The organism is Steroidobacter agaridevorans (assembly GCF_009932555.1).
GTDB classification, from domain to species: Bacteria; Pseudomonadota; Gammaproteobacteria; order Steroidobacterales; family Steroidobacteraceae; genus Steroidobacter; species Steroidobacter agaridevorans.
In genome coordinates, this window is record NZ_BLJO01000006.1 from 411074 (window position 1) to 427975 (window position 16902).

The 16902-nt window shown below is 62.4% G+C and carries 19 protein-coding genes; 7 read left to right on the plus strand and 12 right to left on the minus strand.

Translation table 11 applies throughout. The annotated features are described in order from the left end of the window. Nucleotides 1-5 precede the first annotated feature (5 nt). Together GYH35_RS22825 and GYH35_RS22830 are read right to left on the minus strand one after the other, a co-directional pair. On the minus strand, nt 6-1448 hold the full coding sequence (locus GYH35_RS22825; protein ID WP_161810357.1) for an efflux RND transporter periplasmic adaptor subunit: 1443 nt from the start codon (nt 1446-1448) through the stop codon (nt 6-8). Nucleotides 1449-1491: 43 nt separating this feature from the next. Further along, nucleotides 1492-2988, minus strand: coding sequence for an efflux transporter outer membrane subunit (locus GYH35_RS22830; protein ID WP_161829575.1), 1497 nt, complete (start codon nt 2986-2988; stop codon nt 1492-1494). A gap of 271 nt (nt 2989-3259) precedes the next feature. Between GYH35_RS22830 and cysD the strand changes: the two genes are divergently transcribed. From cysD to cysQ, 3 genes are read left to right on the plus strand one after another with little or no spacing between them, the layout of a single operon-like run. After that, a complete protein-coding gene (gene cysD, locus GYH35_RS22835; protein ID WP_161810355.1) occupies nt 3260-4162 on the plus strand; it encodes a sulfate adenylyltransferase subunit CysD in 903 nt (300 codons plus the stop codon). 2 nt (nt 4163-4164) lie between these two features. Beyond that, nucleotides 4165-6090: a sulfate adenylyltransferase subunit CysN gene (cysN, locus tag GYH35_RS22840; protein ID WP_161810354.1), complete on the plus strand. Its 1926-nt coding sequence runs from the start codon at nt 4165-4167 to the stop codon at nt 6088-6090. A 10-nt stretch (nt 6091-6100) separates the two neighbouring features. After that, on the plus strand, nt 6101-6901 hold the full coding sequence (gene cysQ, locus GYH35_RS22845; protein WP_161810353.1) for a 3'(2'),5'-bisphosphate nucleotidase CysQ: 801 nt from the start codon (nt 6101-6103) through the stop codon (nt 6899-6901). Between the two features lie 9 nt (nt 6902-6910). On the opposite strand, the gene GYH35_RS22850 is transcribed toward cysQ, so the two are convergent. Further along, nucleotides 6911-7078, minus strand: coding sequence for a hypothetical protein (locus GYH35_RS22850; protein WP_161810352.1), 168 nt, complete (start codon nt 7076-7078; stop codon nt 6911-6913). A 53-nt stretch (nt 7079-7131) separates the two neighbouring features. On the opposite strand from GYH35_RS22850, the gene GYH35_RS35170 reads away from it, so the two are divergent. Beyond that, the gene (locus GYH35_RS35170; protein ID WP_268894954.1) at nt 7132-7254 is read left to right on the plus strand and encodes a hypothetical protein; all 123 of its coding nucleotides are present in this window, start codon (nt 7132-7134) and stop codon (nt 7252-7254) included. Between the two features lie 42 nt (nt 7255-7296). Here the strand turns inward: GYH35_RS35170 and GYH35_RS22855 are convergent, their stop codons facing one another. Further along, nucleotides 7297-7806 carry a hypothetical protein gene (locus GYH35_RS22855; RefSeq protein ID WP_161810351.1) on the minus strand — a complete coding sequence of 170 codons (510 nt, stop codon included), beginning with the start codon at nt 7804-7806 and terminating at the stop codon, nt 7297-7299. A gap of 376 nt (nt 7807-8182) precedes the next feature. Here GYH35_RS22855 and leuA point away from each other — a divergent pair, with 376 nt between their 5' ends. Continuing rightward, on the plus strand, nt 8183-9880 hold the full coding sequence (gene leuA, locus GYH35_RS22860; protein WP_161829576.1) for a 2-isopropylmalate synthase: 1698 nt from the start codon (nt 8183-8185) through the stop codon (nt 9878-9880). Between the two features lie 18 nt (nt 9881-9898). On the opposite strand, the gene GYH35_RS22865 is transcribed toward leuA, so the two are convergent. The 3 genes from GYH35_RS22865 to GYH35_RS22875 form a co-directional block, all read right to left on the minus strand. After that, on the minus strand, nt 9899-10327 hold the full coding sequence (locus tag GYH35_RS22865; protein WP_161810349.1) for a CBS domain-containing protein: 429 nt from the start codon (nt 10325-10327) through the stop codon (nt 9899-9901). Nucleotides 10328-10396: 69 nt separating this feature from the next. Beyond that, on the minus strand, nt 10397-10666 hold the full coding sequence (locus GYH35_RS22870; protein ID WP_202624513.1) for a DUF2934 domain-containing protein: 270 nt from the start codon (nt 10664-10666) through the stop codon (nt 10397-10399). Between the two features lie 200 nt (nt 10667-10866). Then, the gene (locus tag GYH35_RS22875) at nt 10867-11349 is read right to left on the minus strand and encodes an FKBP-type peptidyl-prolyl cis-trans isomerase (protein WP_161829578.1); all 483 of its coding nucleotides are present in this window, start codon (nt 11347-11349) and stop codon (nt 10867-10869) included. 134 nt (nt 11350-11483) lie between these two features. On the opposite strand from GYH35_RS22875, the gene GYH35_RS22880 reads away from it, so the two are divergent. Together GYH35_RS22880 and GYH35_RS22885 are read left to right on the plus strand one after the other, a co-directional pair. Further along, the gene (locus tag GYH35_RS22880) at nt 11484-11891 is read left to right on the plus strand and encodes a c-type cytochrome (RefSeq protein WP_161810346.1); all 408 of its coding nucleotides are present in this window, start codon (nt 11484-11486) and stop codon (nt 11889-11891) included. A gap of 16 nt (nt 11892-11907) precedes the next feature. Continuing rightward, the gene (locus GYH35_RS22885; RefSeq protein WP_161810345.1) at nt 11908-12393 is read left to right on the plus strand and encodes a hypothetical protein; all 486 of its coding nucleotides are present in this window, start codon (nt 11908-11910) and stop codon (nt 12391-12393) included. A 4-nt stretch (nt 12394-12397) separates the two neighbouring features. On the opposite strand, the gene GYH35_RS22890 is transcribed toward GYH35_RS22885, so the two are convergent. The 5 genes from GYH35_RS22890 to GYH35_RS22910 are packed head-to-tail and all read right to left on the minus strand — an operon-like array spanning nt 12398 to nt 16887. Continuing rightward, nucleotides 12398-13108: an ABC transporter ATP-binding protein gene (locus GYH35_RS22890; protein ID WP_161810344.1), complete on the minus strand. Its 711-nt coding sequence runs from the start codon at nt 13106-13108 to the stop codon at nt 12398-12400. Beyond that, nucleotides 13105-13827: an ABC transporter ATP-binding protein gene (locus GYH35_RS22895; protein ID WP_161829579.1), complete on the minus strand. Its 723-nt coding sequence runs from the start codon at nt 13825-13827 to the stop codon at nt 13105-13107. Before GYH35_RS22895 ends, GYH35_RS22890 begins: the two co-directional genes overlap by 4 nt. Beyond that, nucleotides 13824-14816 (minus strand): branched-chain amino acid ABC transporter permease, encoded by a 993-nt coding sequence (locus GYH35_RS22900; protein ID WP_161810342.1) that lies wholly within the window; start codon nt 14814-14816, stop codon nt 13824-13826. Before GYH35_RS22900 ends, GYH35_RS22895 begins: the two co-directional genes overlap by 4 nt. Next, nucleotides 14813-15688: a branched-chain amino acid ABC transporter permease gene (locus GYH35_RS22905; RefSeq protein WP_161829580.1), complete on the minus strand. Its 876-nt coding sequence runs from the start codon at nt 15686-15688 to the stop codon at nt 14813-14815. The genes GYH35_RS22900 and GYH35_RS22905 overlap by 4 nt, the downstream gene beginning before the upstream one ends. Further along, nucleotides 15688-16887, minus strand: coding sequence for an ABC transporter substrate-binding protein (locus tag GYH35_RS22910; protein WP_161829581.1), 1200 nt, complete (start codon nt 16885-16887; stop codon nt 15688-15690). Before GYH35_RS22910 ends, GYH35_RS22905 begins: the two co-directional genes overlap by 1 nt. Between the last annotated feature and the right edge of the window lie 15 nt (nt 16888-16902).

Below are 16902 nucleotides of genomic sequence, written 5' to 3' on the forward strand. Positions count from 1 at the left end.
GCCGGTCACGGCGCAGACGTCCCAGAGTCCGTAATGACCTTCGTGCCCGGCTCGAGCTTGCGCTCGAACGCCTTTTGCATTTCTTCCGGCGTCATGCCCGGAGGCGCATTGCCATTGCCGCCGCCCATGCGGACGGCGCCGCCTTCGGGAGCATTGGGCGGCCGCTCGAACGGCAGCACTTGAGTCATGCGGCCATCGGTTGCCCCCGCGCGGAACATCACCAACGCCGGCTTGCCCTCTTCGAGAATGTAGGCACGGCCCATGCGGCGGCCGGTGCCCTTCTGCTGTTGTCGGGGACCGCCGAATCGCATTCTCGGCATGATCGCCGACAACGGGCCGCCGCCTCGCGCGGCGTCGGCCGGCTCGGCGGTTTCCGGAGAGAAGCGCAGCGCCGCGTTGGGCACCAGCACGGCGTCTTCGATATTCGTTGTCACGATCTCAGCGGTTGCGGTCATGCCCGGACGCAGCAGCAACTCGGGATTGTCCACTTCGAGCACGGTTTCGTAAGTCACAACGCCGGTCGAGGTCGCGCTCGCCTGGCTGGAGCTGCTCGAAGACGTCGACGCCTTGGTGTTGCTCGACGCAAAGTGAACCTGCGTGATGTGCGCCGAGAAGCGCCGGTTCGGATAGGCATCGACCGTGAACGAGGCTTCCTGGCCGACTTCGACCGAGCCCACGTCGGCTTCGTCCACCGACACGTGCAGCTCCATCTTCTTCAGGTCTTCCGCCATGATGAACAGCACCGGCGCTTGCAACGAAGCGGCGACGGTCTGACCCGGCTCGACCGAGCGGACCAGAATCACTCCATTGATAGGAGAGCGGAGCTCGGTCTTGCCGAGATCGGTGCGCACGGCTTCCAGACTTGCACGCGACTGAGCGACTGCCGCTCTCGCAGCGGCGAGCTCGCCATCGGCACGCGCGACAGCAGCTTCCGCGACATCCATATCCTGCTGCGAAGGCAGCTTGTTGCCGCTCAACTCACGCACCTTCTGCAAGCGCGCGATGTTCGCTCGAGCTTCTTTGGCGCTGGCATCCGCCTGCAACACGCGCGCTTCGGCCGAAGCAAGCGAGCTTTCCTGCTGGAGCACCTGCGCTTTCAAACGAGTCGTGTCGAGCGACGCGAGCACCTGGCCCGCTTTGACCTCGTCGTTCACGTCGACATTCACTTTGGCGACCGTGCCGGACAGCTCGCTGCCGATCTCGACCTGATTTCTCGGCTCGAGGTTGCCCGTGGCCGTGACAGTGACGGTCAGATCGCCTTTGACCACGTCCTGCGTGGTGTAGGTGACCGCCTTGCTGTCGCCACGCCCGAATGTGAAATAGGCAGCCGCGAGGATTACCAGCGCGATCGCTGCCCACTTGAGGTAGCGCTGCCACGCCGGCGCAGCGTCGAGCCCTTCTCGCAACGTGCGCGAGAGATCGGTGGAGTTGGTGGTTTCAGTATCCATGCGGGCCTTGCAACTGCGCTGGGGCTATAGATGAGATGCGGGATCAACTGCCAGTGGTCGCAGCCGGGAACACCGACCAGCCACCGCCGAGCGCCTTGTACAAACGAATCAAATTGGATGTCATCTCGCCGTCGCTGACTGCGAGCGAATCTTCGAGCGAAATCAGCTGCCGGTCGGCGGTGAGCACGGTCTGGAAATCGACCAGACCGGAGTTGTATTGAACCAGCGCCAGTTCTGCCGCGCGCCGCGCGCTTCCGACCGCCTCGATCAGCGCTGCATGACGCCGTTGCTCGCTGGTCCAGGCATCCAACGCGTTCTCCGTTTCTTCATACGCGGCGAGTACGACAGACTCGTACGAGGCCAGCGCTTGATCGACCAGCGCATTCTGAACTCTGATGTTCTGACGAAGCGCTCCGCCGTTGAAGATCGGCAAGCTCAAGGTCAACCCGCTGCGCTCGACCTTGGAGCCGTCGAGCAGATCGCTGGCCGTCAACGATTGCCAGGAGATGGAGCCATTCAGCGACAGGCTCGGATACAGCGCCGCCGTCGCGACGCCGACCTGCGCCGTCTGCGCCGCCAGTTGGCGTTCGGCACTGCGAATGTCCGGGCGACGTCGCAATACATCGGCAGGCACACCCGCGACGATATCGACCGGCGCAATCGGAATGGGTTTGCGCTGTTGAAGCACGGCTTCCAGCGCGCCCGGGGTCTGGCCCGTGAGCACGGCCAGCCGGTTCATGTTCTGGACCAGGCTCGATTCCAGTAACGGAATCTGCGAGCGCGTCTGTTGGTAGCTGGTATTCGCCGACTCGACATCGAGCACCGTCGTCAGACCGGCATCGGCCCGCCAGCGAGTGATGTCGAGCGCCTCGCGCTGTGATTCGAGATTGCGCTCGGCGAAATCGAGCCGCGATTGCGCGGTCCGCACTCCAACGTAGCTCAACGCCACATCGCCGAGCAGAACGACCAGGACGTCCCGCAACTCAGCTTCCGTCGCGGCCAGCTGCGCAGTGGCCGCTTCGTACGAGCGCCGCTGACCGCCGAAAAGATCCAATTCCCAACTTGCTGACAGACCGGTGCTATAGCTCTCGCCCACCGTGCTGACCGCCTCGCCGCGCTCGTTGAAGTTCGACTCGGACTCGGTGCGGCTGGCCCCGGTCGACGCGCCGATGTTCGGCCAGAAACCTGAAGCAGCGATGGCGCGTTGAGCACGAGCCTGAACGACGCGGGCGTAAGCCTGCTTCACCGACTTATTCTCGGCGAGCGCCCGTTCGATGAATTCATTCAATTGCGGGTCGTTGAGCGTGGTCCACCAGGCGGCGAGCGATGGCGCGTCGGGAGATTCCACGCGCACGCCGGTCGTCGGCAACTCGTGCCACTCGTCCGGCGTGGCTGTCTGAGGCGGGCGATAGTCCGGCCCCACGGCACAGCCGGTCAGCGCCAGGGCAACAGCGCCGGCCACGACCGAGCGGAACGCGCCGACGCGGGATGCCGTTTTCGACGGCGACGGCAAGTGCAGGTGTGAGAGCGTTCTGGGCATGCTGACGGCTTCAATCGTGATGGCCAGCCCTCGACACACATGGCCGGCCAGGAGCTGGCCTGCTGTTAGTTGCCGCGCCAGGATGCAAGTTCAGCACGGGGGCAGGCCAAGTAGTGTTAAACAATTGTAAGCATATGTATCTGAAAAGGCCGCGATTTTAGCTTCACGAAGCTGACGGCGCGCTGACCGGTGACCTGCTTATAACCAGACGTGAGCGGCGCCGTACCAGTTGCGATATGCAGGCATAAGGGTGTTAACGCACAATTCTTCGATGACCAGACTGACCCATTTACAAAGACTCGAAGCCGAGTCGATCCACATCCTCCGCGAGGTGGTAGCCGAGTGCGAGCGGCCGGTAATGCTGTACTCCATCGGCAAAGACAGCGCGGTGATGCTGCACCTGGCGATGAAGGCGTTCTATCCGGCCAAGCCGCCGTTTCCGCTGCTCCACGTCGACACCACGTGGAAATTCCGCGACATGATCGCGTTCCGCGACAAGATGGCCCAGGAGCTCGGTCTGCAGCTGCTGGTGCACATCAATCAGGACGGCCTCGATCGCGGCATCGGCCCGTTCACGCACGGCTCGGCCGTGCACACCGACGTGATGAAGACCCAGGGCCTGAAGCAGGCGCTGGATAAATACGGCTTCGACGCGGCCTTCGGCGGCGCCCGTCGCGACGAGGAGAAGTCGCGCGCCAAGGAGCGAGTGTTCTCGTTCCGCTCCGCGCAGCATCGCTGGGACCCGAAGCGTCAGCGCCCCGAGTTGTGGAGCCAATACAACGCCCGCAAGAACAAGGGCGAGAGCCTGCGCGTGTTCCCGCTCTCCAACTGGACCGAGCTGGACATCTGGCAGTACATCTATCTGGAAAACATTCCCATCGTGCCGCTGTATTTCGCCGCCATGCGCCCGGTGGTCCGGCGCGACGGCACGCTGATCATGGTCGATGACGACCGCATGCCGCTCAAGCCCGGCGAACGGCCGGAAATGAGGTCGGTGCGTTTCCGCACGCTCGGCTGCTACCCGCTGACCGGCGCCATCGAGAGCGAGGCCGCGACCTTGCCCGCGATCATCCAGGAAATGCTGTTGACGACCAGCTCCGAGCGACAGGGCCGCGTGATCGATCACGACAGCGCCGCGTCGATGGAGAAGAAGAAGCAGGAAGGTTACTTTTAATCGTGGCTCACAAATCCGATCTCATCGCCACCGACATTCAGGCCTACCTGAAGTCGCACGAGCACAAGAGCCTGCTGCGGTTCATCACCTGCGGCAGCGTCGATGACGGCAAGTCGACCCTGATCGGCCGGCTGCTGTACGAATCCAAGATGATCTTCGAGGACCAGCTGAGCACGCTGGAAGCCGACTCCAAGAAAGTCGGCACGCAGGGCGGCGAGCTGGATTTCGCCTTGCTGGTCGATGGCCTCGCCGCCGAGCGCGAGCAAGGCATCACCATCGACGTTGCGTACCGGTTCTTCTCCACCGATCGACGCAAGTTCATCGTCGCCGACACGCCGGGCCACGAGCAATACACGCGCAACATGGTGACCGGCGCTTCGACCGCCGACGTCGCCGTGATCCTGATCGATGCTCGTAAAGGCGTGCTGACTCAGACACGTCGGCACAGCTACATCGTGTCTCTGATCGGCATCAAACATGTCGTGCTGGCCATCAACAAGATGGACCTGGTCGGCTATTCGCAGCAGATCTTCGACACCATCGTCACCGAATATCGCGAGTTCGCGTCCCAGATCGGGCTCGAAAACATCGTGCCCGTGCCGTTGTCCGCTTTGCGCGGCGACAACATGCTGGAGCGCAGCTCCGCGACGCCCTGGTATCAGGGCCCGACGCTGATGGAGTATCTCGAAAGCGTCGAGATCGAAGACGATCTGCAGCACCGGCCGTTCCGACTGCCCGTGCAGTGGGTGAATCGTCCGAATCAGGACTTCCGTGGTTTCGCCGGCACCATCGCCAGCGGCGTGATCCGCAAGGGCGACACGATCCGCGCGTTGCCGTCAGGACGCACCAGCAAGGTCGCCCGTATCGTCACTCACAACGGCGATCTGGAGCAGGCAGTCGCAGGACAATCGATCACACTCACTCTGACCGATGAAGTCGACATCAGCCGAGGCGACGTGATCGCCGCAGCGGCCTCGCCGCCGGCCGTCGCCGATCAGTTCCAGGCGACCATCATCTGGATGCACGAGGAAGCGATGCTTCCCGGCCGTCCGTATCTCATCAAGCTCGGCTCGCGCACCGTCACCGGCAGCATCACTGCGCCGAAGTACAAGGTGAACGTGAACACGCTGGAGCATCTGGCCGCGAAGCAGCTGGAGCTCAACGAGATCGGCGTGTGCAATCTCAGCCTGGACCGCGCCGTCGCGTTCGATCCGTACACGGACAATCGCGAAACCGGCGGCTTCATCCTGATCGACAAGATCTCGAATGACACCGTCGGCGCGGGCCTGCTCAGCTTCGCGCTGCGTCGTGCGGAGAACATCCATTGGCAGGCGCTCGATGTGAACAAACATGCGCGCGCAGGATTGAAGGGTCAGCGCGCCTGCGTGCTGTGGTTCACGGGCTTGTCGGGCGCTGGCAAGTCGACGATCGCGAATCTGGTGGAGAAGCGCCTGCATTCGCTCGGTCGACACACGTACACGCTCGACGGCGATAACGTGCGTCACGGCCTGAACAAGGACCTCGGCTTCACCGATGCGGACCGCGTCGAGAACATCCGTCGCGTCGCCGAAGTTTCCAAGCTGATGGTGGACGCGGGCCTGATCGTGCTCGTGTCGTTCATCTCGCCGTTCCGTTCAGAGCGGCGTTTGGCGCGCGAGCTGATGCAACCGGGCGAGTTCCTGGAAGTGTTCGTCGATACGCCGCTGGAAGAAGCCGAGAAGCGCGACCCGAAGGGCCTGTACAAGAAGGCCCGTCGCGGCGAGCTGCAAAACTTCACCGGCATCGATTCTCCATACGAAGCGCCGGAGAAGCCGGAGATTCATTTGCGGACCGCACTCTCGTCCCCGGAAGCCGCGGCCGAGGACATCATGAACAAGCTGCGCGACGCCGGTATGCTGTATCCGGCGGACGAGTTGTCCGGCCTGTAAGGAAACCGTCGTGGCTGCATCAGAACTGTTGCCGAATGTCGTCAAGCTGGCCCAGCAGGCCGGCGACGCGATCCTGAGCGTCTACAGCGAACAGTTCGAAGTCACGCACAAGACCGACCAGTCGCCGCTGACCGTCGCCGATCTGCGCTCGCACGAGATCATCGCCCAGGGATTGCGTGCACTGACACCGGATGTGCCGGTGCTCTCGGAGGAAGCGAGCGACATTTCCTTCGAGCATCGGCGTCAATGGACGCGCTATTGGCTGGTCGACCCGCTCGATGGCACGAAGGAATTCGTGTCTCGCAACGGCGAGTTCACGGTCAACATCGCGCTGATCGAGGACCATGTGCCCACGCTCGGCGTCGTACATGTGCCTGTAACGAGCACGACGTACACTGGCGCAGCTGGCGTCGGCGCGTTCAAACAAGTAGACGGGCAAAAGCCAGAGCCGCTGCGTGTGTGCTCGCCGGCCAACACTCCGCTACGCATCGTCGGCAGCCGCTCGCATCGTGGCGATTCGCTCGATCGATATCTGCCGAAGCTGGCGCCGTACGAACTGGTTGCCGTCGGCAGCTCGCTGAAGTTCTGCCTGATCGCGGAAGGCAGCGCGGATTTCTATCCGCGCTTCGGTCCGACCAGCGAATGGGATACGGCAGCCGCGCAAGCAGTCGTCGAGGCCGCCGGTGGCGTGGTGATCAAAACAAACGGTGAGCGCCTGGCTTACAACACCAAGGCGGATCTGCTGAACCCGCACTTCCTTGTGTACGGCGATCGCGGGCGCGATTGGCTGCAGATCCTGTCGCTGCGCTAGTCCCTTGCTCTAGGCGATCTGCTCGATCGTCACCGTCGCACGCTTGCCCATCGTTTCAAACGAGCCGCTGCTGAGCGACGGATTCAGCAACACGGCCGTCACCACGACGGTCATGACCGCCAGCGTAGAAAGAATAATGGCATCGAAAGCGCCAACGAGCCTGGTATGAATGTTCACGAGTCGTACTCCACAGTTGTAAAACCTGTCCAGAGCGGCTCCAGGTGCGCGACATGAGCGCTTCAGCAACCGAAGGCGCGGCCATGCAGTCATGCAATGAGTGTCTGGTTTTCATGCTGGCGACTTTGCCGCCGCATCGTGACGGCAAAGTGATAGCGCGCGTGAAGAACGCGTGAAATTTGCGGTCCGCCCGATAGGGCAATACCCGCTAACGGACTTTAGGGAATGTCCGCGGCGGCCGGGTCGTTTGTTTTGTTCGGATCGCTCACCCGCAAGTACACTTGCGCGCCGCGCGTGCTGCCATCGCTTGCCGGCAACATGCTGGTGAGGCGCACCGGATATTCACCGGCTGCGGTCGGTTGCAAACAAATATCTCGCTTGCTTCGCTTTAGGCCCAGACGAGGCTTTTGATCTTGTCGCACGGAGATCGATAGCGGCGCTCCGCCGACCTTCTCCTTGCCGGGCCCGAGCGTCCGGATGCTCATCTTCGCGAGACACAGTCGCTGCCCTATGGCGAGCTCGTTGACGACGGGCTCGACTTCGACGTGCTCGATGCGCACGTTGGCGAGGCTCCTGGAGACCAGGTCGGAGGCCATGAATAATTGGCGTCCAGCATATGCCGGACCTGTGTCGGAGCCGCTGGACGCCTCGCCGATCACCACCCAGACGATCTGGAAAGGCCCTTCCTGGCTCGCGGCCGGCTGAAACACCGCCAGCACCAGGGCCATCAAGCCCATCCTCCAAAGGCTGAACCGAGGATTGGTCCGTTGCACCATATCCAACCAACCCAGGGCCCCGGGGAGCAGTTCCCCTACCCCGAGGGGACGCCGATAACGGATTGCCGCAGGAACTCCTTGCGTTTCGCGCAAGTGCCCTGCTAGATTCATGCACATGCGTACGATCCAGCAAATGTCTGCTCTGCCCCCCCATGGCAGTGGGCTGCTGCGTGCGCGCCTGCACCTGCGTCGCTAGACGCAACAAATCACACCCCCGCCTCCCCCTCTGAAATGAGATTCGGGACTGGCGCAAAAAACAAGCTTCTAGTTCGCCATCGCTTCAGCGGCTGACAAGGTCATTGCCAGCTGCGATACAGGAAACGGAACCATGCTGCAGGAACCTTCAACCAAATATCGTTCGTTCGCCCCGATCCCGTTGCCAGACCGCACCTGGCCCAACAAAGTCATCAGCGCGCCGCCCATGTGGTGCAGCGTCGATCTGCGCGATGGCAACCAGGCCCTGATCGAGCCGATGGACGGCGCCCGCAAGCGGCGCATGTTCGACCTGCTGGTGAAGACCGGCTTCAAGGAAATCGAAATCGGCTTCCCGGCGGCATCGCAGACCGACTTCGACTTCTGCCGCGAGCTGATCGAGCAGAACCTGATTCCGGACGATGTGACCGTTCAGGTGCTGGTGCAGTGTCGCCCCGAGCTGATCGCTCGCACGTACGAGGCCCTCAAGGGCGCCCGCCGCGCGATCGTTCATTTCTACAACTCCACGTCCACGGTGCAACGTCGCGTGGTATTCGGATTGGACCGCGCCGGCATCACGGATATCGCTGTGAAAGCCGCGCAGTGCGTACGCGAGCATGCCGATCGTCATCCCGAAACCGAATGGCGCTTCGAGTACAGCCCGGAAAGCTTCACCGGCACGGAATTGGATTTCGCCGTGGAGATCTGCGACGCCGTGAACGCGGTGCTGCAGCCGACGCCCGAGCGTCGGGTCATCATCAACTTGCCCGCGACCGTTGAGATGGCCACGCCGAACATCTATGCCGATCAGATCGAATGGTTCCTGCGTCACGTAAAGAACCGCGATTGCATCATCTTGTCGCTGCATCCCCACAACGACCGCGGCACCGGTGTCGCCGCCGCCGAACTGGGCATGATGGCCGGCGCGGATCGCGTTGAAGGCACGTTGTTCGGTAACGGCGAGCGCACCGGCAACGTCGATGTCGTCACGCTGGCGTTGAACATGTACACCCAGGGCGTGAACCCGGGCCTGGATTTCTCGAACATCAACGAAGCGGCGCGCATTGCCGAGCATTGCAATCAGCTGCCGATCCATCCGCGCCATCCGTATGTCGGCGACCTGGTGTTCACCGCGTTCTCCGGCTCGCATCAGGACGCGATCAAGAAAGGTTTCGCCGCACGCCGCGATGGCGATATTTGGGAGATTCCGTATCTCCCGATCGATCCGCGCGATGTCGGCCGCACTTACGAGTCGGTCATTCGCGTCAACAGCCAGTCAGGCAAGGGCGGCATCGCTTATCTGCTCGAGCGCGACTACGGCATCACCATGCCACGGCGCTTGCAGATCGAGTTCAGCCAGGTCGTGCAGGCGGTCACCGACGCGACCGGCAAGGAACTGTCGTCGGAGCAGATCTGGTCGCTGTTCCAGAAAGAATTCCTCGCCGATGACGGCGCGTATGTTTATGGCGGTCACCAGCTGACGTCCCTGCGAGATCAGCACGAGATCGAGCGACTGTCCCTGAAGCTCAAATGCCACGGCCAAGGCGCGCTCCTGCACGGCGAAGGCAACGGCCCGATCGACGCCATCGTCGACGCGCTGGGCCTGCGCTTCGACGTGCTGTCGTATGAAGAACATTCGGTGGGCACCGGCAGCGGCGCCAAAGCGATGGCGTTCGTCGAAATCACCACGCCGGCACGCGCCACGCTGTTCGGCGTCGGCTATCACGAGAACATCGTCACCGCCTCCCTGCTCGCAGTGCTGAGCGCCGTCAACCGCGCCCTTCAGCGCGGCCTGCTCGACGACGCGATGCCCGTCGCGACCGCGCAGGGATAAGCAGCCAAACGGCAACCATTACCCAGCGATGTAACGTTCCAGCTGGGTGATGGTTTGCTGTTGCTCTTCGATCACCGCCTTCACCAGGTCGCCGATCGAGATCATTCCCACCAGCCGGTTCTTTTCCATGACCGGCAGGTGGCGGATGCGCAGTTCCGTCATCAGCTCCATGCAACGGTGGACTCCTTCATCGGGAGAGACCGTCGTCACTGGCGAGCTCATGATCTGCCAGACCGGGGTGTCGGAGCTGGAGCGGCCCAGCAGGATCACTTTGCGGGCGTAGTCGCGTTCCGAGACGATGCCGACCAGTTCCTCATCGCGCATCACTGGCAGGGCGCCGATGTGCTTGTCGGCCATCAGCTGAATGGCCTCCAGCACCGGCTCTTCCGGACCGATGGTCCAGACGGTCTTGTTCTTGAAGGCAAGCAGGTAACTAACGCGTAGCATCGCGGCCCTCCTTCGTATGCGAGGACCAGCCTACTCCCAAAAGCGGATGCGATGAAATGCGTGCAGACGTCAGCCGTACAGCTTGGCGTGCACGGCGCGCTCGGCCTCCAGCCAGTCGTCCAGCTCGTGACCCGGGGAGAAATTACGAGCTGCCGCCAGGTAGTAAGCGGCCGTCGCAATCATGCCGCCCACATCTTCCGGTGTCGGCTCGGGCGTGGCGGCGACTACAGCAGCTGTAGCTGTCGGTGATTTGCGAGCAGCGCGCGGTTTTTTTGCCGCTGCTGGCTTGGGCTGGGCGCGGCTGCGCTTGGCGGGTGAGGAATCAGGGGTGAATTCCATCGACATTTCCTCGAACCGTGAGGGATGACTCCCTCAATTAAGCATGGAATGTGCCACCGAGGCGGCGCCATTCTACGGTGCGGATATGACCGGGAAATGTCGGAAAATCGCGATCAACGAAGCTGCCGATCGCGACCCGGCTGGTGCGGGATCTCCGGCGTACGCACGCCGATAGTGCGCACGCCGCGGCGATTCGTCAGTTAGTGATGATGCCCGCCCGGACCATGCACATGGCCGTGCGACAGCTCTTCTTCGGTCGCGGCACGCACGCCGACGATCTCGACCTTGAAGTTCAGATTCTTACCGGCGAGCGGGTGATTGCCGTCGAGCGTCACCATGTCACCCTGCATGTGGGTGATGGTCACGGCGCGCACGCCATGCTCCGATTGAGCATGCAACTGCATGCCGACATGAAGATTCCCTACACCCTTGAGCGCCCGGCGCGGCACCTGCTGGATCAGCGCCTTGTCGAATTCGCCATAGCCGTCGGCCGGCGTGATTTTCACGTCCAGCTTGTCGCCCTCGCCCTTGCCTTCGAGCTCGCGCTCCAGGCCCGGGATCAGATTGCCGTTGCCATGAATGTAGGCGAGCGGCTCGCCGCCGGCCGAGCTGTCGATGGTCTTGCCCTCATCGTCGGTCAGCGTGTAGTGGATCAGTGCGACGGCGTCTTTGGTGATTTGCATGACAGGGCCCGAAAGTCAGGTGGCCGAAACCCGGCATTATGGACCATCGAGGGCGCAAACGCATCGCCGACCCGGGACAGCCGCGGCAGGTTGGATATACTCCGGCGCCGTCTGGGGCGACGGTAGGTGTCTGAATGTCTGTGCCGAAGTTGAATCGATCCTGGTTGCTGGCCTGTGCTCTGCCGCTGGTTTTGTCGGCGTGCGGCTCGAAAGGTGGCGATGCAGCTCGCGGCCGCGAGCTGTACACCAAGGAATGCGCCGCCTGCCACTCGCTCTCCGCCAGCACCGAAAACGCACCGATGCACTGTGGCCTGTTCGGCCGCAAAGCCGGCACCGTCCCTGGATTTCCTTATTCCGAAGCGATGCGCGCGTCCGGCTGGGTCTGGAACGAGCAGACGCTCGATGAGTTCCTCACCGCGCCGTATCTCACCTTGCCTGGCACGATCATGGGCTTCCCGGGATTTTCCCAAGAGGCCGATCGCCGCGACGTGATCGCGTATCTGCAAGAGTCGAGCAAGGATCCGAGTCAGTGCAAGAAGTGAGGCCGATCCTCAGCTGATGGCGGTCTGGCAATTCACCATCGTATTTCTGCCGCAAGACTGGCTCGACGCCGACGGCGACGTGCTGTCTTTGTCCGCAGAAGGAACGTTCGACGCCAGCCCGGCGTGGTCGTCATATCGTCATCCGAAGCTGGAGGAAATCCTTGGCCGCGCCTTGAGCAAAGGCAAGTCGTGGCACTCGGAGCTCACGATCTGGGGCAGCGAGCAGACGGACGACATCCAGTTGTTCCGTAGCAAAGGCCGGGTGGACTCGATCCTCGTACGCTTCGATCTGCGCCAGCCGAACATGGCGCTTTTCCAACAAGTGATTCGCATCGCGCAGGAACTGCGCCTCGCGATCGTGACGCTTGAAACGATGACCGTCGTGCCGCGGGATGTCCTGCAACTGCTGCGGGCTGCCGCCGAATCGCGAGCCGCGCATTTCGTACTCGATCCGGCGTCGTTTCTATCGCAGATGGAATCGGCGAACACCCGCCCCACGTAGCGGCTCAATCGCCCAGGTAAGCGCGTCTCACTTCCGGATGATCCAGCAGCGCGCTGCTTTCGCCAGAGAACACGATCTGCCCCTGGCGCAGCACGTAGGCGAAATCGGTGGAGCGCAGGCTCAGCTGTACGTTCTGCTCGACCAGCAGCAAACTGAAGCCGCTCTTCGCCAGGCGGCCCAGGACATCGAAAATCTCGGCGACGACTTTCGGCGCGAGGCCGATCGAAGGCTCATCGAGGATGAGCAGCCGCGGCCGAGTCATCAGAGCGCGGCCGATGGCGACCATCTGTTGCTCGCCACCCGAAAGTGTTCCCACCGTCTGCTTCGACCGCTCATGCAGGCGTGGAAACAACTCGAACACCGTCTCCAGACTTTGCGTGCGATGAGCTTTCGGTTCGCCGTACGTCGCGGCAGCAATCAAGTTCTCGAGCACCGTGCATTCCGGAAACAGCAGCCGCCCTTCCGGCACCGTTGCGATGCCGGCACGCGTGCGCTGAGGGGCGCTCGAGGAACTGATGGACTCGCCGCCCCACTCGAGGCGGCCCTCACGCAACGGTAGCAATCCATTGATCGCCCGCACGAGCGTGCTCTTGCCCGCACCATTCGATCCGACGAGCGCAACCCGCTGACCGGGGGCGATGTCGAGATCGATGCCACGAACCACGTCGATAGGGCCGTAGCCGGTGCAGACATTCTTCAGCCGGAGCGCGCTCATGACTGTGCGTTACCCAGATACGCTTCCTGCACACGCGGGTTAGCGATGACCTCGCATGTAGAACCCTGGGTAAGAACTTTCCCAAAGCATAGAACCACCGCCCGAGCACAAAGGCTGGTGACCACCGGAATCGAATGCTCGACGACGATCACCGCGATTCCAGCGCGCGGCAGCTGACGAATGCGCTCGCACATCGCCGTCGACTCTGTCGGAGTCAGCCCGGCCAACATCTCATCGAGCAACAACAGCTGCGGCTCCGTCGCCAGCGCTCGCGCAATCTCGAGCTGGCGCAGCTGCGCGACATTCAACGTTTCAGCATCGTGCTCCGCCAGACCCGCCATGCCGATGCGATCGAGCACGGCCCGTGCCGCCGCCGTCGCCTGTTTCGTTGAGGGATATCGAGAAAATGCCGCGACCTTGACGTTCTCCAGCACTGTCATGCCACGGAACGGCTTCACGAGCTGAAACGTCCGCGCAAGACCACGACGGCAAATCTCATGCGGCGGTCGGCCGTCGATGCGCTGCCCGCCGAGGCGAATCGCACCTGACGTGAGCGTCGCCGCGCCGGCAAGGCAGTTGAACAAAGTCGTCTTGCCAGCACCGTTTGGTCCGATGACGGCGAATATTTCGCCAGCTCCGACTTCAAAGCTGACATCGCTGAGCGCGTGCAAGCCACCGAACGACTTGCTGACCCTTTGAACTTCGAGCAGCGACGTCATGAAACGACTTCCGCCGTTCGGCTGGCTCGACGAGCTAGCCGGCGCCGCTGCCACCGGGCAACGAACCAACCGGCGATACCTTGCGGCAGCACCAGTGCCAGCACGGCAAGCAACACCGCATAGACAACGATGTCGCTACCTGGAATCGCGCTGTAGTCGCGCAACAGAATGCTGAATGGCACAAGCACCGCCGCGCCGATCAAGGGTCCCCACAACAGCGACATGCCGCCAACAATCGAATACACGAGCATCTGAATCGACAACTCCACGCCGAGCACCGAGCGCGGATCGACGAAAGCGACATAGTTCGCATAGAACGCGCCGCAGAGCGCCGAAATGCCGGCGCTGAGCATGAAACATCGCAGCTTGAACGCGCGCGCATTCACACCCAGCGCTTCCGCCGCCTGCTCGTTGTCACGCAACGCACGCCAGTAATAGCCCGTGCGCGACTTCATCAGCGCCTCGCCGATAGCGATAGTGCCGATCAGAATGGTCATGATGATCAGCGCATACGGCCATTTCTCGAAAAACTGCAGCTGCCCAGGAATGTCTTCCGCGGAGATCGGCATGATCATCCCATCCGAGCGGCCCAACGCTTCGGTCGCGGACACCGTGAAGAACGCGACCTCGCCAAACGCCAGCGTCGCGATGGCAAAGAAGTAGCCGCGCAATCCATAGCGAAAGCAAAGCATTCCAATAGCGGCCGCAGCCGCCACAGCAAGGCCCACGCCCAGCGGCCACGTCACAAGGGGCGACCATCCGTGCACCGATAGTCCCCACGCGACGCTGTATGCTCCGATGCCGACGAACAGCGCGTGACCGAGCGACATGAGCCCGGTCAGCCCAGCCATCATGTTCCAGCAGACGGCGAGCGTCCCGTAGAAGCAGGTGAAGATGAAGATGTCCATGAAGTAGCGATCGCCGCTCACCGCCGCAAAGGCGACAAGGAGCACGCCGGCCACGATCGTCGCAGTCCGAAAATTGCTCATGCTCGGACGCTCCGATTCATCAGTCCCTCCGGTCGCGTCAGCAGGATCAGGATCAGAATCACGAATGGCACGGCCGCGGCAATCGAAGCAGAGAACCATGCACCGGCGATGCTCTCGGCCAAGCCAACCACCAACGCTCCCACTAGCGCACCCGTGAAGCTCCCCAGGCCACCCAGGATCACGATCACAAAAGCCTTCAAGGTGAACAACGCACCGACATGCGGATTCACATACAGAAGGGACACGAGCAGCGGCCCGGCCACACCGAGCGTGCCGATGCCCACCGCCACCGCCCATTTGTAAACGCCAGTCACATCGATGCCGGACAGCGCCGCGCCATCGCGCGACTGCGCAACCGCCCGCATGATCAAACCGAAGTCCGTACGTTGCAGAACTACATACAACGCGCCGAGCAGCACAATCGAAATTCCGCAAGCGATGAGTTGATTGACCTGCACGACGACGGGCCCAAGTTCCACACCCGCAATCGCACGCGCTTGAGTCACCAGCATGTTGTCGCCAGTGAACGCAACCAACGCCAGATGCTGGAGCAGCAACGACAGCCCGAGTGTCGCTGCCATCTGATTGATCTCCGGCACGCGCAACGCGAATCGCATGACCGAGCTGTACAGCAGCGCACCCAGAACCATCAGCACCGGCGTCACCAGGGCAATCGCGACAATGGGATCGATGCCCAACAACGACCACGCGAAGTAGCCCGCATACATCGCGATCATCAGAAATTCGCCGTGAGCGAAGTTGATGATGCGCATCACGCCGAACACCAGCGTCAGCCCCACCGCGATCAATGCATAAAGCGCCGCGTTTGCGAGGCCGCCGACAATGGCTTGCAGGAAGATTTCGAACGACATCAGCGCGTCAACCTGAGGGGCTGGCTCGCGACAGCTTCCGGCCAGATGGTGACGAAGCGACCGCCGATGACCTGTGAGATCACGTTGCCGACGTTGTTCTGGCCCGCCGCATCGAAATCCAAAGCATCGTTGGGCAATAACGATGCCGGCCCGTTATCGAGCCGCAGGGCTCGCAACGAATCGCGCAGCTTGATGGGATCCCGAGTTCGGGCAGCATCGGCGGCAAGCGCCACGGCCCAAGTCGCGGCGTATGCCTGAGCCGCATTGCTCAGAGGCATCTCGCCGTACGCCGCCTTGTAAGCTTTGGCGAACTGTTCGGTCGCGGCCTTCTTCAGATCGGGCATCCATTCGACGATGCCAAACGCACCTTCGACCATCGGCCCGAGTTGCAGCAACGTCGGATGCACATGTCCGCCGCCGTAGCCCAACACCATCGGCTTGTAGCGCTGAGCCGCGAGCGCTCGAAGCAGAACGACCTCATCGTCGACATAACAGACGATCAGCACGAGGTCGGCGCCGGTCGCCTTCAGTTTGGCAGCCTGCGTGGACATGTCGGGCGACCCGGTGCGGAAGGTTTCCTCGCCGACGATCCGAATGCCTTGCGCGGGCAGACCTTTCTTATAGCCTTTCGACACGGCCTGACCGAACGGGCCGTCCTCGTACGCAAGCGCCACCTTATCGATCGCGGCGCCTTTGCTGCGCAGATAATTGATGAAGCCGCCGACGTCCCGCGCCGCCCAGCTGCCCTTAGGCGACACGCGAAACACGAACTGCAGATTGCGTTCGGTGATCGAATCGGTAACGGCGCTGGTGACAATGAACGGCGTGCGATAGCGCTCGGCCACTTGCATCGAAGGCATCGTGACCGCCGATGCCCAGGCTCCGAGCAGCGCACTGACCTCATCGCGTGCTATCAGGCGCTCGGCGGCGTGTCGTCCGACTTCTGGTTTCGATTGAGTATCGGCGATCAGCAGCTCGACTTTCGCGCCGTCCAACCCCGCAATACCGCCGGCAGCGTTGATCTCCCTGGCCGCGAGCTGATGCGCCTTCAGCAATCTCGCACCGTCCGCCGCCGTCGCGCCTGTGATGGGCGCCAATACGCCGATCTTGAGCGGCTCCGTTGCGTGTGCGGACATGTAGCACACTGCCGCCACCACGCCGGCGAGCCGCAGCAGTAGTTGTTTGTTCAATCGGGCCAACGCGAGTCCCCCTCC